The sequence below is a fragment of the Mycobacterium sp. IS-1556 genome (assembly GCF_001499985.1).
GTDB lineage: Bacteria > Actinomycetota > Actinomycetes > Mycobacteriales > Mycobacteriaceae > Mycobacterium.
Map to the genome: position 1 here is coordinate 495,993 of NZ_LQIM01000001.1, position 15,532 is coordinate 511,524.

15 protein-coding genes are annotated in these 15,532 nt (G+C 64.7%); 9 read left to right on the plus strand and 6 right to left on the minus strand.

Annotation, left to right across the window (positions count from 1 at the left end; translation table 11 throughout):
* Positions 1-25: 25 nt before the first annotated feature.
* On the minus strand, positions 26-1,033 hold the full coding sequence (locus tag AU187_RS02400) for an alpha/beta hydrolase (RefSeq protein ID WP_059100407.1): 1,008 nt from the start codon (positions 1,031-1,033) through the stop codon (positions 26-28).
* Between the two features lie 54 nt (positions 1,034-1,087).
* On the opposite strand from AU187_RS02400, the gene AU187_RS02405 reads away from it, so the two are divergent.
* Complete coding sequence (locus AU187_RS02405) at positions 1,088-1,723, plus strand: TetR/AcrR family transcriptional regulator (protein WP_059100758.1); 636 nt, start codon at positions 1,088-1,090, stop codon at positions 1,721-1,723.
* 10 nt (positions 1,724-1,733) lie between these two features.
* On the opposite strand, the gene AU187_RS02410 is transcribed toward AU187_RS02405, so the two are convergent.
* Complete coding sequence (locus AU187_RS02410) at positions 1,734-3,149, minus strand: sugar porter family MFS transporter (RefSeq protein WP_059100757.1); 1,416 nt, start codon at positions 3,147-3,149, stop codon at positions 1,734-1,736.
* A 132-nt stretch (positions 3,150-3,281) separates the two neighbouring features.
* On the opposite strand from AU187_RS02410, the gene AU187_RS02415 reads away from it, so the two are divergent.
* The 4 genes from AU187_RS02415 to AU187_RS02430 are packed head-to-tail and all read left to right on the plus strand — an operon-like array spanning position 3,282 to position 7,333.
* On the plus strand, positions 3,282-3,917 hold the full coding sequence (locus AU187_RS02415; RefSeq protein WP_059100406.1) for a TetR/AcrR family transcriptional regulator: 636 nt from the start codon (positions 3,282-3,284) through the stop codon (positions 3,915-3,917).
* A complete protein-coding gene (locus tag AU187_RS02420) occupies positions 3,914-4,999 on the plus strand; it encodes a DUF1214 domain-containing protein (protein WP_059100405.1) in 1,086 nt (361 codons plus the stop codon). The genes AU187_RS02415 and AU187_RS02420 overlap by 4 nt, the downstream gene beginning before the upstream one ends.
* Positions 4,996-6,246 carry a sulfotransferase family protein gene (locus AU187_RS02425; RefSeq protein WP_059100404.1) on the plus strand — a complete coding sequence of 417 codons (1,251 nt, stop codon included), beginning with the start codon at positions 4,996-4,998 and terminating at the stop codon, positions 6,244-6,246. The genes AU187_RS02420 and AU187_RS02425 overlap by 4 nt, the downstream gene beginning before the upstream one ends.
* A 55-nt stretch (positions 6,247-6,301) precedes the next feature.
* Complete coding sequence (locus AU187_RS02430) at positions 6,302-7,333, plus strand: zinc-binding dehydrogenase (RefSeq protein ID WP_059166202.1); 1,032 nt, start codon at positions 6,302-6,304, stop codon at positions 7,331-7,333.
* Between the two features lie 4 nt (positions 7,334-7,337).
* Here the strand turns inward: AU187_RS02430 and AU187_RS02435 are convergent, their stop codons facing one another.
* On the minus strand, positions 7,338-8,180 hold the full coding sequence (locus AU187_RS02435) for a class I SAM-dependent methyltransferase (RefSeq protein WP_059100402.1): 843 nt from the start codon (positions 8,178-8,180) through the stop codon (positions 7,338-7,340).
* An 84-nt stretch (positions 8,181-8,264) separates the two neighbouring features.
* Here AU187_RS02435 and AU187_RS02440 point away from each other — a divergent pair, with 84 nt between their 5' ends.
* From AU187_RS02440 to AU187_RS02450, 3 genes are read left to right on the plus strand one after another with little or no spacing between them, the layout of a single operon-like run.
* Positions 8,265-8,894, plus strand: coding sequence for a TetR/AcrR family transcriptional regulator (locus AU187_RS02440; RefSeq protein WP_059100401.1), 630 nt, complete (start codon positions 8,265-8,267; stop codon positions 8,892-8,894).
* Entirely contained in the window at positions 8,891-10,420 is a 1,530-nt protein-coding gene (locus tag AU187_RS02445; RefSeq protein ID WP_059100400.1) for an FAD-dependent oxidoreductase, read from the plus strand. The genes AU187_RS02440 and AU187_RS02445 overlap by 4 nt, the downstream gene beginning before the upstream one ends.
* Positions 10,421-10,431: 11 nt before the next feature.
* Positions 10,432-11,391, plus strand: coding sequence for a quinone oxidoreductase family protein (locus tag AU187_RS02450; protein WP_059100399.1), 960 nt, complete (start codon positions 10,432-10,434; stop codon positions 11,389-11,391).
* A 120-nt stretch (positions 11,392-11,511) separates the two neighbouring features.
* Here AU187_RS02450 and AU187_RS24850 read toward each other — a convergent pair whose 3' ends face one another.
* On the minus strand, positions 11,512-12,447 hold the full coding sequence (locus AU187_RS24850) for an alpha/beta hydrolase family protein (RefSeq protein ID WP_231740362.1): 936 nt from the start codon (positions 12,445-12,447) through the stop codon (positions 11,512-11,514).
* A gap of 416 nt (positions 12,448-12,863) precedes the next feature.
* Between AU187_RS24850 and AU187_RS02455 the strand changes: the two genes are divergently transcribed.
* Positions 12,864-14,270, plus strand: coding sequence for a WS/DGAT/MGAT family O-acyltransferase (locus AU187_RS02455; RefSeq protein WP_216636046.1), 1,407 nt, complete (start codon positions 12,864-12,866; stop codon positions 14,268-14,270).
* A gap of 111 nt (positions 14,271-14,381) precedes the next feature.
* Here the strand turns inward: AU187_RS02455 and AU187_RS25335 are convergent, their stop codons facing one another.
* Both AU187_RS25335 and AU187_RS02460 read right to left on the minus strand, forming a co-directional pair.
* Entirely contained in the window at positions 14,382-14,537 is a 156-nt protein-coding gene (locus AU187_RS25335; RefSeq protein WP_156425345.1) for a hypothetical protein, read from the minus strand.
* Between the two features lie 205 nt (positions 14,538-14,742).
* Positions 14,743-15,531: a glucose 1-dehydrogenase gene (locus tag AU187_RS02460; RefSeq protein WP_502687724.1), complete on the minus strand. Its 789-nt coding sequence runs from the start codon at positions 15,529-15,531 to the stop codon at positions 14,743-14,745.
* Between the last annotated feature and the right edge of the window lies 1 nt (position 15,532).

The following is a 15,532-nucleotide window of genomic DNA, read 5'->3' on the forward strand; positions in this document are numbered from 1 at the left end:
GAACTCCTCTGTGGTCGTTGTCTTTTCAGGCGGTGAATGGTTCTCGGGCCGCGCCGGAGGCAAGGTGGTCGGCGAGAAACGTGCCGCTCTGCTGGATTGCGGTGCGTGCCTCGGGAACGAAGCGGAACATCGCGGGGAAGACGTGGATCTGTCCGCGGGCGACGTGCAGGTGCACTGTCACGTTGGCGTCGCGAAGGCACTGGGTGAGACGGCGCGAGTCGTCGAGCAACATCTCTGTGCTGCCGACGTGGATCATCGTCGGCGGGAAACCGGCGACGTCGGCGTCGAGCACCGACAGCAGTTCTTCGCAGGGGTCGGCGTCGCCGACGTAGAGGGCGAATGTCGGCGCTACGCGTCGCGCCGGCGCGAACGCATCGCGTCGTCGCCCGTCCAGCGCGAGAGCCAACGCGCCGGTGAGATCCAACGCCGGTGAGTACAGCAGCACCGCCGCGGGATCCGGCAGGCCGTGTCGGCGCGCGGCCAATGTCGTGGCGACCGCCAGCTGACCACCGGCCGAGTCGCCCGCGACCGCGACGGCCCGTCCGGTCGACGCCAGCCATTCGTAGGCGGCCAGTGCGTCGTCGGCGGCACACGGGAAGCGGTGACGCGGCGCCTTGCGGTACTCGACGGCGAACACCGGCTGACCGGAGGACGCCGAGAGCTCGCCGATCAGGCCCCGGTGAGTACGTGGTGAACACGCGACGAAGGCGCCTCCGTGGATGTAGAGCACCGCGGCCCCGTCAGGGTCGACGCCGGGGGCGCACACCCACTCCCCGCGGACGCGTCGGCCGCCGAACGCGGCGTCGACCGGCGTGACCGTCAGTCCGCGGCGCGGCGCGGAGGCCGCGGCGAGAAACGCCCGCAGGATGACATCGAGGCCGCAGACTCCGACCGCGTTGGACGGGAGCAGTGCAGTGACAGGTCGCATCACCGCCGAGCTCAGCGCGAACAGTGCCCTGCTGGCCACGCTCGGCGCGGCGAATGCCCCGGACGTCGCTGGCGCAGAAACCTTGGAAGCTCCATTGCGTTCCATGAAGAACGAAGGTACATATTTAGTGTATTTGTTTCAATGGGGGAGGTGCCGGCCGTGAAGTACACCGGTTTGCTCGCAAAGGCCGTGCAGCGATTCGGCTCGCCGGCGGTGGAGGGCACCGGCGAACGCATCCTCGACGCCGCGTTGAAACAGTTCGAGCTGTTCGGCATCAATCGTTCGACCGTCGAAGACATCACCCGTCGGTCCGGACTCGCCCGGGTCACCCTCTACCGGCATTTCCCCAGCAAGGACGAGATCATCGAGGCCGTTCTCCTGCGCGAGCTCGAGCGGTTCCTTGCCGACCTGCGAGACGAAGCCGCCCGCTATTCCGAGAAGGAAGACAAGCTCGTCGAAGGGTTCGTCTTCACCCTCAACACCCTGCGTCAGCACACGTTGCTGCAGCGGATACTGGCCACCGAACCCGAAACCGTGCTGCCGTTCCTGACCGTCGAAGGCGACGGCGTCGTCCAGACGGCGTCATCATTTCTCGCATACCAGCTGGCGGTGGAACTACCCGAGGACGACCGCACGCAGCTGGAACTGCTCGAGGTCTCGGAGGTGACGGTGCGAATCATCTTGTCGTTCTTTCTGACACCGTCGGTGAACATCGCACTCGGCGACGACGATGCTGCGCGGGCCTTCGCGCGCCGCTATCTCGTCCCGCCGCTTCTGGGCCTGACCGCCAGCTGAGTTGCTCTGGTTATCGCCCAAATCGGTGCTGTAAGTCGGCGTCGACCTGGTCGTAGTCGCGGTTCTTGGTCTCCGGCACATAGCGTTTGACGAACCACAGTCCGAACGCGCAGATGAATGCAAAGAGCCAGAATGTCTGGCCCTGTCCGAGCGCGTTCACCACGGTAAGGAAGACGAGGCTGACGACGAAGTTCGACGTCCAGTTCACCGCGGTCGCCGCGCTCGAGCCCGACGCGCGCACGCGTGGTGGGAAGAGCTCGCCGACCAGCACCCAGAAGATCGGGCCCAAGCCCGCCGCGTAGGCGGCGATGTAGACAACCATGAACACCAGCGACAGCTCGGCGCTCATCCCGGCGACGAACGACAGCCCGAGCAACGCGAGCATGACGGCCATGCCGGCCAGCGAGACGATCAACAGAGGGCGGCGCCCCAGCCGGTCGATCAGACGAATCGCGACAAGCGTCATGACCAGGTTGATGACGCCGATGGCCACCGAATAGACGATGGCGTTGGACGCGGTCAGCCCGGACTGCGAGATGATGGTCGGCGCGTAGTAAATGATGGTGTTGATTCCGCCGAACTGCTGGATGGCAGCCAGCGTGAGCCCTACCACGAGCGCCGGGCGGACCCGCGCGGCGAGCAGTGCACGCCATCCATTCGTGTCCCGATCGTCGTCCTGCCCATCGGAGGCCCGCCCCAGGCGCTGTTGACGTCGCTGCAGCAATCGATCTGCAGTCGCTTCGTTGGTGACCGACGCGATCAACCGGCGGGCCTGGTCGGCGCGGCCGTGGGTCAACAGCCACTGCGGAGACTCGGGCAGGACCCCTACCGCCGCGACCACCATCACCAGGGCAGGGACCGCGCCGAACCCGATCATCGCGCGCCAATTCTCAGCGCTGGAGAACACCACGTTGACCAGATACGCGACGAGGATCCCGGTCGTGATCATCAGCTGGTTGAGGGTCAGCATCCGGCCCCGAACCTCTGACGGAGCAATCTCAGACAGGTAAACCGGAACGGTTGCCGAGGCGGCACCCACCGCGAGGCCGAGCACCAGTCGGCCGGCGAGCAGTGTCCAGTACCCGGTCGAAAAGGCCGCGACCGCCGTGCCGAGCAGGAAGACCGCGCCCTGCAGCCCGAAGATTCTCTTGCGGCCGATTCGGTCGGCGATGCGTCCCGACCCCAGCGCGCCGGCCATCGCGCCCAAGAGAAGGACACTCACCACGCTGCCCTGCTGGAAGGCGTTCAGTTCGAAATCGGTCTTGACGAACAGCAGCGCGCCGGAGATGACGCCGGTGTCGAAGCCGAACAGGAAGCCGCCGACCGCGATCAGGATCGCCCAAGACCAAATCCTTCGCAGTCCCGCGGCCGGAACCTCCGCGAGCGGTCCCTCGGTCCCCGGTGCACTGGAGAACCCCTGTGCCATGACTACCACCCTGACGTCGTCGTCGCGCTTATGCAGCATGTCGGAGAACTCGGACCTCGGGGCGGGCCTAGTGATGATCGACCCGTGAGCCGTTGACATGTTTACATTACGTCCTGTAAAGATAATGCGCATGTGGCGACCGACAACGACCCGGCGTCGTCGGTGACGAGGGCAGAACCGGCGCGCGGTCGTCCACGTGATCCGCGCACTCAGCAGGCCATCATGGCGGCCACGCGTCGACTGCTGGCGCGTGACGGCTATGAGCAGGTGTCCATCGAGTCGATCGCGCGCGAAGCCGAGGTGAGCCGACCGACGGTGTACCGGCGCTGGCCGTCGAAGACCCACGTCGTCTTCGATGCCGTGTTCGGTCCCGCGGACAGCGCCGAGGTGTTGGCGGGATCGGGTGAATTCCACTCAGACCTAAGGCAATTCGTGGAGGGCGTGTTCAGGTTCTGGCGCGAACCCGTGGTGGCCAGCGCCACCATGGGCATCCTGGCTGACCGACACCGCGACCCCGCACTCGTCATCCGTACCCAGCAACTTCTCGATGAGCAGACCCGCCACGACTTCGCGGCTTTGGTGCGGTCGGGTATCGAGCAGGGGCTGGTCCGGCCCGACCTCGACGTCGAGATGGTCTACGACGTGCTGGTCGGCACCACGTTCTACGCCGCGCAGGTGCTGCAGCGCGACGACAGCGACGACGTGGTCAGCAGACTCTGCTCACTAATCATGCAGGGAGCCGCAACCACAAATGAGGAGAACCCGTGAGCAATGTGCAACCGGCCGACGACCTTTCGGCAGCGTTCGCTGACCTGCTCGACGAGGTCCGCGCCGTCGAACAACGGGTGCGCGACGCCGATCCGCCGTTGGACGAACCGGACATCCTCGACGGCTACCGACTGGCTTTCAGCCTGCTGCGCGTCGCCGTGGACGCCTATGTCTGGGGCGACAAGGAAAAGCCCATCCTGGTCGATGTCATCAGCCCCTACTTGAAATGGGGTGGCGACAATTCCGATGCCTTCTACCAACTCTCGCCGATCGACCCCGACCGCCGATATCGCGTCAGCGGCAACCGTGGCGACGCCGTCTACCTGTCGATGACGGTCTACGGCGGCCCCGACGACGGACGCTACAGCGACCGGATCGTCGGCACCATCAATGACCGCGCCCTGGAATTCGACGCCGACGGCAACTTCGAGTTCACCCTCAGCGCAACCCCACCCGAAGCCGGCGCGTGGCTCAAACTCGAGCCCGACGCGGTGTTCGCCCTCACCCGCGACTACATGGAAGCGCCCGAGGACGGTCGGCGCCCGGAATGGAAGATCGAGGCGATCGATCCGCCGGCCCGTCGGCACGACGACCGTGCCGATCTGACCCGGCGCCTGCGCGCGGCGCGAACGTGGCTCAACGAGCAGTGCAAGATGCTGCCCGTTCGGGTGGAGCCGCCCAACGAGATTCACGAACCGTTCCCGGTGCCCACCCAGACCTACGGATGGGCGGCCGGCGACGCCGCATACGCCATGGGCGCCTACCACCTCGAACCGCACCAGGCGCTCATCATCGAGGGCACCTCACCGGACTGCGTTTTCTGGAATCTCTGTCTGTGGAACCCCTTCCTGCACACCTACGACTACACCCACGAGCGGGTCACCATCAACGGCGCCCAGGTCAGCTATGAGGACGACGGTTCGTGGCGGATCGTCATCAGCGATCAGGATCCGGGGCACCCGAACTGGGTATCGACCGCCGGTAGGTCCAAGGGCTTGATCTGGCTGCGCTGGTTCCTGCCGGAGGACACCCCGGCCCGTCCGCAGTGTCGCGTGGTGGATGTCGCGGAGTTGCGCGCGTGATCGACGGAGTGACGCGGCCGGCGTCGATCAGGCTGACGGACCTTGCCGATCCGGTGTATCCGGCGGAGGCACAACCGATGCGTCAAGCGCTGGCCGCCTACGGCGCAACGCTGGAACTGTCACCGCAGGCGTTGCTGGCGGCGGCGACCGAGCGCACGGGCCTCGCCGAGTGGGGCGACCCGGGTTTTCGGGACCGCCTCGACGTGCTGTGCGGCGCGCTCGTCGAAGAGGCCGGGCTCTCCGACACCGGCACCGCCGTCGTGTTCGAGCAGTTGGTGGGCAACCTGGTCAATCGGCTTCGGTTGGCGGCCTTGATCACCGAGCACCCGGAGATCGAGGACATCCCGATCGAACGTCCGATCATCATCTGCGGACTTCCGCGCACCGGAACGACCCATCTGCACAACTTGATCGCCGCCGACCCCGCGATCCGCTATCTGCCGTACTGGGAAAGCCTCGAGCCGTTCCCGGCGCCCGATGAACACGATTCGCAGCCCCGGCGGGATCGATGCGCGACCGGCCTTGAGCTGGTGAACACGTCGATGCCCGAGTTCAAGCGGATGCATGACATGACGGTCGACCATGCGCACGAGGAGATCCAGCTCCTGGTGAACGACATCTCGGGCATGCTGTTCGAAACCACCTATCACGTACCGAGTTTCGCGGCGCACTACAAGGCGAACGACCAGGCGCCGTCGTACGCGTACCTGAAGCGCAGCCTGCAGGCGTTGCAGTGGCTGCGCGGCGGAACCCGGTGGGTGCTGAAGTCGCCACAGCACCTCGAGCAGTTCCCGACGCTCGTCTCCACGTTCCCGGACGCCATCTTCGTTGTGACGCATCGAGATCCGGTCGAGGTGACGCAGTCGATGGCGACCATGGTCAGCTACGCGGCGCGGATGGCGTGTGCCCGTCCGAACCCACAAGAGATCTCGCGTTACTGGCTCGAGCGTGTCGAGGACCTGCTGAACGGCTGTGTGCGTGACCGCGACGCGCTGCCCGCCGCACAATCGGTCGACGTGCGGTTCGAGGAATTCATGGCCGACGAGGAAGGCACCATCGCGGCGATCTACGAACTCGCCGATCAGCCCTTCGAGGCGAACTCGCGCGCTGCGATGGCGCAGTTCCGGTCAGATCACCCACGCGGCCGCTATGGCGGCGTGCTCTATCAGCCCGCCGACCTCGGGTTGGACACCGACGAGATCGACAGCCGACTGAGCGCCTATCGCAGCCGGTTTCTCACCGATTGAACCTGGAGGAACGATGAATGAAACTGCACCTCAATCTATCTCGTCGCGAGCATGGGTGGCCACGAGCCTGGGTGACCCCGCCAAGGTGCTCGAGCAACAGACGGTGGACGTGCGGCCGCCCGGGCCCAACGAGGTCCGAGTCGCTGTCCGCGCCTTCTGTCTGAACTTCAACGACATCGACATCATTCGAGGGCGCTACTCGACACTGCCCCTGCAACCACCGTTCGTACCGGGCATGGAGACGGTCGGAGTCGTCGAAAGTGCGGGTCTAGGCGCCGAGCATCTTGTCGGTCGACGAATCGTCGGCATTCCGGTGATGGCGTTCGGCGGCTATGCCTCCTACGCGATCGTCGACGCGGCGACAGCTCTGGAGCTGCCGGACTGGATCAGCGACACCGATGGCGCGGCGCTGCACTACCCGTTCCATCTGGGCTGGTTCGCGCTGCGGGAACGGGGCCGACTGCAACCCGGTGAGACGTTGTTGGTCCACGCCGCTGCCGGTGGAACCGGCTCAGGCGCTTTGGTTCTCGGCAAAGCGCTGGGCGCTCGGGTCATCGCGACGGCCGGTAGCGACGAGAAGGTCGCCTTCTGCAAGGAACTCGGCGCCGATCACGCCATCAACTACCGGCGCGGCGACTGGGTCGATGAAGTCATGGAGTTGACCTACGGCCGTGGCGTAGACGTCGCCTTCGATGCCGTCGGTGGCGACGTGACCGTGCAGACGTTCCGGTGTATGGGGCTCAACGGACGTCATCTGATGGCAGGCTTCGCCGAGGACATCGCGCTCGAGGACGGCGACTATCTCTCGCCGCGGCCGATCGCATACGGCAACTTCGACGTGTGCGGTGTGTGTTTGGTCTACGTCACCGATCCACTCGCCGTCCGTCGCACCCTGGGCTTCAATTGGCCGGCGCGCTCCGACGGACTCGACGCCCATACCAAGATCCTCGAAATGATTCGGACCGGGACGATCCGGACCGTCGTCGGCGCCGAGGTGCCGTGGGTGGAACTGCCGACCGCCCTGGAGCGCATGCAAGCGCGCGCGACCACCGGCCGTCTCGTGGTGACGACCGGCGCGCACGGTTAGACAACTACCCGGCCTCGCGGCGTCGATCGAAGCGATAGCGCAGGGGTCGGCCCAGCCGCCGGGTCGCGCTCACGCGGTACATGGCACGCAACAGGCTTCGGTGAAGCGGCGAAAAGTGACGGTCCATCCCCGGCGCGTCGGTGTACCAGAGTTCGGCGTCGAAGACCAGGCCGGGCACCGCGCGCTCCAACTCGCGCGGATCGTTGATGGCCCAGCCCAGTCTCGCGCCGGAGGCCTTCACGCACCCGTAGCGCTGCAGGAACCACAAGCCTCCGCGGCCATAGCCGTCGAACAGCAGTTCACCGGAGGGGAAGTGCTCGGTGATCCGGCATAGCAACGCGACGCCCTCGTCGGCAGGCAGGTATGGCGTGAGACCTTCGGCGATCACCAGAACCGGCCTGTCGCCGGGGACCTCGTCGAGCAGCTGCGGATCGGTGACCGACATGGCGACCGTGTGCGTGCCGGCGGGTGGCGGGGGGAAGAGCCGCCGGCGCAACTCCATGACATCGGGGAAGTCGACGTCGTACCACCGCACCGTGGAGGGCGGGTCCACCCGGTACACCCGGGTATCCAGGCCGCAGCCAAGGTGCAAGACGGTGCAGTGCGGATTGCTGTCGAGAAACCGCCGGGCCCAGGTGTCGTAAGCCTTGGCGCGCACCGCAAGTGACGTGTGGTCGGTGCGACGAATCCGCAGCCGGCTGAAGTCGTAGTCGATCCGCTGAAGCGCCTTATCGGCTTCGCGATCGGCCAGGACGGTGTTCGGTCGGCGGCTCTCCATGGCCTTGCCGTACAGCGTGGCGAGCGTGGTTTCTTGTGCGCCGATGAGCCTGACCGTCTCGAGTTCCACAGGTCGCTCCAGTTTCTCCTGATAGTGGGTCGGACACCGGCCTGCACGTGACAGACCGACCGTCGGTCTATTAGGCTAGCAGCCGTGCGGCAGCTGAAAAAGCCAGAAGTACGCCGAGGCGAGATCGTCGATACCGCGCTACGGCTATTCGCCGACCGGGGTTACGAGAAGACGACCGTCGAGGCGATCATCGGGGAGTTGGGTGTCGCGAAGGGTTGCTTCTACCACTACTTTCGGTCCAAAGAAGACCTCTTCGGGGCGTGTGCGGAGATCGTTTCGGAGCGGTTGCTCGCCGACTATCGCGGCATTCTCGAGAACCCCGCCGCGCGGCCGGCCGAACGCCTGGTGGCGTTCCTCGACTACACATACGGATTGGCGGATGATCCGGATGGTTTCCTGCGCTCACCGCAGCCTACCGCGGTCGCCGATCTAGACCATCGGGTGTCGAACACAGTTGCCGCACAACTGCTGCCGAGCGTCACGTCCTTGATCGACGAAGGGGACACCGTCGGCGATTTCGTCGTCACCGATCCCGAGATGACCGCGGTGGCCGTCCTCGGCGCATTGAACAACCTGCACAACGCCTATGTCTTCCGCGCCGAACTAGACCTCGCAGCGCACCGGCGAGGTGTTCTTCAACTGCTCGATCGCATGCTCGTTGCGCAACTGCCGGAATCGGTGGACATGCCGGCCACGAAGGGGGAGACCCGATGAACGACGTGCTGATCGTGGGTGCCGGTCCAACCGGGCTGACGATGGCGATCGAGCTGGCACGACGCGGCGTCGCGGTGCGAATAATCGACGCCGCGGCCGGTCCGGCCACCGACACGAGGGCACTTGGCATGCAAGCCCGAACGCTGGAACTGTTCGAGAAACCCGGGGTCGTCCAGCCCCTGCTCGACCGGGGTCTGCGGGCCCGGGTTTTCAACGTCTTCAGCGAGAACCGCCAGATCCTGCGCGCCGACTTCGCCGGCCTTGACAGTCCCTTTCCCTTCTTGCTGATGATTCCGCAGAACGACACCGAAGAGGTTCTCGCCGAGCACCTCGCCACGCTAGGGGTCGAGGTGGACCGCGACACGGAACTGGTGTCGTTGGACCAGACCGATGAACACGTCCATGTGCAGGTGCGGTGTGCCGACGGCACCGTCGACACAGCCACGGCGTCGTGGCTCATCGGCGCTGACGGCGCACACAGCACCGTGCGGCACGCGCTCGGGATCGGTTTTCTCGGCGGCGCATTCGAGGAGAACTTCGCCGTTGCCGATCTGCGGATGGACTGGTCGCTACCGCACGACCAGTTCTTCGCGTACCTGAACCGAGGACGTTTCGTCGCGTACTTCCCGATGCTCGGCGGATGGCACCGGATCGCCGTCGCGCAACCGCCTGACGCAGCGTCATCGGAGCTCCCGGTCAGCCACGAGGAGCTGCAGGCTGCCGTCGATATCTGTGCGCCCCCGGGCGCCCGGATCGCCGAGATCCGACAGGCCGGCCGTTTCCGAATCAACCAGCGCCGCGCTGAAACTCATGCTCGGGGACGGGTTTTCCTGGTAGGGGACGCCGCGCATATCCACTCCGTGGTAGGTGCGCAAGGAATGAACACCGGAATCGCCGACAGCTTCAACTTGGGGTGGAAACTGGCAGCCGTGGTGCGGGGGGCTGCGCGGCCAGAGTTGCTCGAGACTTACGCGGCCGAACGAGCTCCGGTGGCCGACCGGCTGGTCAGGGGAACCCGGCGCATCACTCGGATGACGTTGCTGCGCAATCCTGTATCTACCGCCGTGCGCCGTCGGGTCGCTCCAGTGGTGTTGGGCCGCGACGCTGTCCAGCGAAAGCTCACCCGAGCGATCTCCCAGATCGACGTCTCCTATCACGACGCCACCGGAGCCGGTCCGCGCGGCAGGGTCGCCGTCGGTGACCGTGCGCCTGACGTCGAGGTTGCACAACGACGCGGTGGCAGGACCCGCTTGTTCGACCTGCTACATCGCGACAGGCACACGCTGTTCGGCTTGGGTTCAGCCGCCAGCGATCTCACGAAGACGATCAGCGGATTCGCCGACCTCATCCATTCGGTGCCGATCGACGATTTAGCCGTCGCGGCGTGCTTCGGCCTGGACGGCGGAGGTCTGGTCTTGATCCGGCCCGACGGCTATGTGGGCTACCTCAGCGGTAGCCGCGATGCAGCGCCACTGCGCCGCCATCTCACACAGATGTTCACCGAGGAGAAGGGGGCCAACCGTTGAAGGCGGTATGGATGACCGGATTCGGCGGGCCCGACATGTTGCGGATAACCGAAGTGGCGACTCCGGCCCCGGCACCCGGCGAGATTCTCATCGACGTGCAGGCCGCCGGGGTGGCTTTCGGCGACATCATGAAGCGCCAGGGCGCATTTGGCACCGACATGCCGCTACCAAGCGGACTGGGCCAGGAGGTGGCCGGGACCGTCGCTGCGCTTGGTTCGGGCGTCGACGGGCCGGCGATTGGTTCGCGGGTCACCGCGCTCGTGGAGCATGGATACGCCGAGTATGCGGTGGCGCCCGCCTCGCTGACGGTCCCGGTACCCGCGGACGTCGATGACGCCAGCGCTGCGGCGGTGTGGATCCATGGCGTTACGGCCTACCAGACGCTTGTGGAAGCCGGCGGCCTGCAGAAAGGAGAGACGGTTCTGGTGCACGCGGCGGCGGGGGGAGTCGGGACGCTGGCCACCCAGATCGCCAAAGTGCTCGGCGCCGGATCCGTGGTGGGTGCGGTCAGCAGGCCCGAGAAGTTCGCTCACCTTCGGCGCCACGGGGCTGACATTGCAGTGGACTACTCCGACCACTCCTGGCCCCAGGCGGTGCTCGAACAGACGGCCGGCCGCGGCGTCGATCTCGTGCTGGACTCGGTCGGCGGGGACATTGCCCGCCAAAGCGTTCAATGCTTGGCGCCGTTCGGGCGGATCGTCACGTTCGGCGCGGCCAGCGGTGCACCAGCCGACTACCTCAGCACGGAGTTGATGAACCACGGCGCGACCGTCGTCGGCTACTCGCTGACCGATTGGCTGCGCCATCGGCCCGAGAAGGCCGCGCAGACGGCGCAGCAGTTGCTCACGTGGCTGGCGCGCGGCGCGATCACGGTGGTGATCGGCAGTAGCTACCCACTCGAGCGGGTAGCCGATGCGCACCGCGCCATCAGCGACCGTAGGACCGTGGGAAAGACCGTGCTGCTCCGCTAGATGGACTGAAGTCGGTTGTGGGCTAACGCCTTACGCACCCCAGCGCGATTTCTGCAGCCATGGTGCAGAAACAATATGTCAAGGGCGCAGGGTGAAGCGGTGGCCGCGACCGTAGTACGGTCAATGTTGGATCGAGCTACACAACCCGGCGCTCAATTGCTCGCCCACAAGGCGTTTGGCTTGACGGGACCACGTAAACCCGACATGGCCGCTGTTGGTCCAATGGACATGGGACGTCTGCCACCTCGCGGACAAAGCGTGCGTTTGGTCCTGGGGAATCAACCGGTCACCACGTGCGGCCAAGAGTGTGAGCCGTTCTGGCGGCAGTTGTGGTTGCATCGCAAGGGGGGACGTAACGCGGAAGGATTTCTGTGCAGGACCGGACCGCAGCACATCCAGATACATCGGCGGCGGTCCATGGTGCTCCATCAAACCAAGGACGTTGGCGAACGGAAGAGCCGCGACCACACAGTCGAGTTCCTCGATGCCGGCCAGCAACGCAGCGAGATAGCCACCGAGAGACAGCCCGTACACACCTATAGCTGTTCCGGTTGTACTTCGCAGCCAGCTCACCAGCCGGCGTACGTCCCAGACCGCCTGGCTTATCCCATGCAACATCGATGTCAGATCCAGGGACAAGAGCTGTCCGTCGTCAGATGATCGCCGTGAGCCGTGCAGAGGAGCGACTGGCAGTGCCACGTTGAATCCCAACTTGGCGTGCAGGTAGCTTGCCCACAGGGTGGCCAGATCGAAACGAGACGATCCCATACCGAAACCGTGCAGGCAGATCACCCACGGGGCGTTGGTCTGCTGGTGGCGCAGCAACCGAACGAGGACGGTCTCGTTCCGTTTATTTCTGGACCATCGCTCGGCGCCCGGTTCTATGAGCCGGGGGCGAAATCCCGACGGAAATGTCAGCGTCTCGTGACGTAGTGGCCCTGTTCGGCAACGCAATTCAAGGATGTCGTTATCGCGCAGCGGCGGTGGCTGGCGGTGATACGTCGCCGGCCTATCCACCCAACCACGCTCCTCGAACAGATCCGACGCTGACGCCATCTCCGCGACAGTTCGTTCTGCCTCTGCCAGAGTCGGTGTTTTCGGCTGCCGTGTGCGGATTACGGACAAGATGGCCTCGTCAAGCGCAACGTGCGGGGCCATCGCCGCTCGGCGTGTCCAATTCGTCTGCGGCGCCGAGTGTTTCATCACCGCTGCCGCCGGATGTCAAGTAACACGTGGGTGATGGGACCAGTTGAGAACATCCGGTGTTTCCTTCTCCGTTCAACGCAACACTGGCCGTCGCGACGTGCAGACGATCGGTCAGTCGTTCGGGTTTGACCCTAGAGCGGGCGGCGGTAAAGGCAGATCGGATGTCTTACTCACCGAGACTTCAATAGTTTTGACGCCGGGAGTCGGACATAGTTCATCCAAAGAATGTAAAGCCTTGTGAGCGGAGTGCATCTCGAATGAAGCGAGTGGCGGGTACTGATGCCTTCTTCCTGGCCCTGGAAAACACGGCATGGCCGCAACACACTGCGGGCCTTGTGATTCTGGACCCGTCGTCGAATGCCCGGTTCAACTTCGACACGTTTCGGGCGCACCTCGAGGATCGCATTCGCTATCTGCCCGAATTCCGACGTCGCGTCCAGCAGGTGCCGCTGCGGCTCGACCGTCCAGTGTGGGTGGATGACAATCGTTTCAGCCTCAAGGCACACGTACACCGTGCGGCGGTTCCTTCTCCGGGTGGTCCGCAGGAATTGGGCACGCTGGTCGGAAACCTACTTGCGCATCCGCTCGATCGATCGCGGCCGCTATGGGAGGCGTGGTACTTGGAGGGGGTGGAGAACGATCGCGTCGCGGTCCTGCTGATACAGCATCACGCGATGGTCGACGGAGTTTCTGGAGCTGGTTTGTCCGACATCATCTGCGATTTCGAGGAGCGGCCGACGCATCTGCCGGCGGAGGTGGTCGAGGAGGAATCGGATCCGGAACGATCGGCTCTCGAGCTCGTTGCCAGGGGAGCGCTTTCGGCACTCAGATCGCCGCCCAGGGTGGTCCAACTGGCTCGGAATGCACTCGGCGATGCGGTGACGACCATCGGGCACCTGCGACGCGACGATCCCCCTCCGCGACCCATGAGTGCACCTAGAACATCGTTCAATGGCGCCATCGGGCGCCGTCGGGAATTCGTCTACTGCTCTTTGTCGCTCGACGACATCAAGCACGTGAAGAAGCACTTCGACGCGACGGTGAACGATGTGATTCTCAGTGTCGTTTCGGGCGCAATTCGTCGCTATCTCCTTGATCGCGACGACCTTCCGGAGCGGAGCCTGCTGGCGACCGTCCCGATGTCCACCCGTGTCGGGGACGACAAGCACCTTGGCAACGCGGTGCATCCCATGGTCGCCTCGATAGCCTCAGACGTCGAGGATCCGGTCGAGAGGCTCTCGGCCATTCATCGAAATATGGACAGCACGAAGGAGTTGGCGGAGGATCTGACGAAGAAGCAGAACCTCGGAATCAACGAGGTGGCTCCGCCTTGGCTGGTCACCCTATTGTTTCGAGGGATCCAGGCAGCGGGACTCGAACAGAAGGGCCCGTTGTCCACCAACCTGATCATTTCGAATGTGGCCGGTCCCCGATCGACGCTGTACCTCGCGGGCGCGCGAATCGAACACATAATCCCCGTCGGTCCGCTGACGATGGGGATGGGGATAAACCTCACCGTCTTCAGCTATCGGGACGTGGTCGACGTCGGCATACAGGTCGACCCAGTTCTTGTCGAAGACCCTTGGGCATTGACCGGATTGGTGTCAGCGGAATTGGATGAGCTAATGGCTGCCACCCGTCGCAAAGGGCGCCGTAGCGTGGCGACGCGATAACGGAATCAGGGTGAAACCGCCGTCACCGAACGGTGAGCGGTTCCCCCGCTCGCGGTGCCGCTTACGACGTGATGAAGTCCTGGCGTGGCATTGTACTTCCGGGAACGTCAGTCAGTGATCGAGGCTGATGCCGTTGCCCTGCTTCCGAACCGACCTCCGCAGGCGTTCTGAGCTTCGCTCCACGACGTTGACGGCCAGGTGCAATAGTGCCGGCAGGAGCGGCAACAGGATGATGACAAATAGCGCGATAGCACCGGAGTATTCCACTGTTTCCTCACCTCTCGATCGTCGCCGCGAAAGGCTGCAGTTGCTGCCGCAGTTCTCGGTCCAGTGGAATTCCGTTGGTCCCCATGGAATTATCGGCTGTCGGGGTGGATCCCACTTAGCGACGCGTTGACATTCACACAAGATGTTTCTACTTGGGCGACTGCGATTCGTGTGGACCAGTCTCGCTCAGCGAGATGCATCCGCATCAGGGTGCCTTTGCGTCTTCTCGGGCCGGGGAGGTGACCGGAATTCGACCGGCACTGGCGCCGCCATCCACAGCTAGGTCGGCCCCGGTGATGTAGGAGGAGGCGTCTGAGGCCAGGAAGGCGACGACGTCGGCGACTTCGTCCGGTGTCCCTACTCGGGTCAGTGGCGCACCCGGATGCCCGCCCGGGCCGCGCCTAACGGACAAGTGCGCAATCATCGGCGTGTCGATCATGCCCGGATAAACGGTATTGACCCGAATGCCGAACGGACCCAGTTCGATTGCCGCAACCTTGGACATCCCGCGCAGCCCCCATTTCGAGGCGCCGTAGGCACTGTAGCCTGCAAGGCCCTGCAGGCCCGCCTGTGACGAGACGTTGATGATCGACCCGCCGCCGGCCGCCTTCATCGGTTCTGTCACGGTCCGGATACCGAGGAATGGGCCGATCACATTCACCCGCAGCATCTGTTCGAACCCGTCCGTGGGTTGCTCGACGATGGGCTGATTGACGCATATCGCCGCGTTGTTGACGAGGACATCGACCCCGCCGAATGCGTCGAGGGCCGCATCAACTGTTGCGCGCCAGTGGTTCTCATCGCCGACATCGTGGCGAAAGAAGCGCGCCGACGGCCCGATCGATGCGGCAACCTGCTTGCCTTCGTCGGCGAGGATGTCGGTGAGCATCACTCGGGCGCCGAGGGAGGCGAACAAGCGGGCCTCGGCGGCTCCCTGTCCGCGGGCCGCTCCGGTAATGATCGCGACCTTCCCGGAAAGGTCTACCAGACCCACC

What these genes read in the sequence shown, in the direction of transcription:
- AU187_RS24850 (WP_231740362.1), bottom strand. Translation starts at nt 12,447, where the DNA reads ATGGCGTCAGCGTCGGATCTGTTCGAGGAGCGTGGTTGGGTGGATAGG.
- AU187_RS02450 (WP_059100399.1), top strand. Translation starts at nt 10,432, where the DNA reads ATGACCGGATTCGGCGGGCCCGACATGTTGCGGATAACCGAAGTGGCG.
- AU187_RS02410 (WP_059100757.1), bottom strand. Translation starts at nt 3,149, where the DNA reads ATGGCACAGGGGTTCTCCAGTGCACCGGGGACCGAGGGACCGCTCGCG.
- AU187_RS02445 (WP_059100400.1), top strand. Translation starts at nt 8,891, where the DNA reads ATGAACGACGTGCTGATCGTGGGTGCCGGTCCAACCGGGCTGACGATG.
- AU187_RS02400 (WP_059100407.1), bottom strand. Translation starts at nt 1,033, where the DNA reads ATGGAACGCAATGGAGCTTCCAAGGTTTCTGCGCCAGCGACGTCCGGG.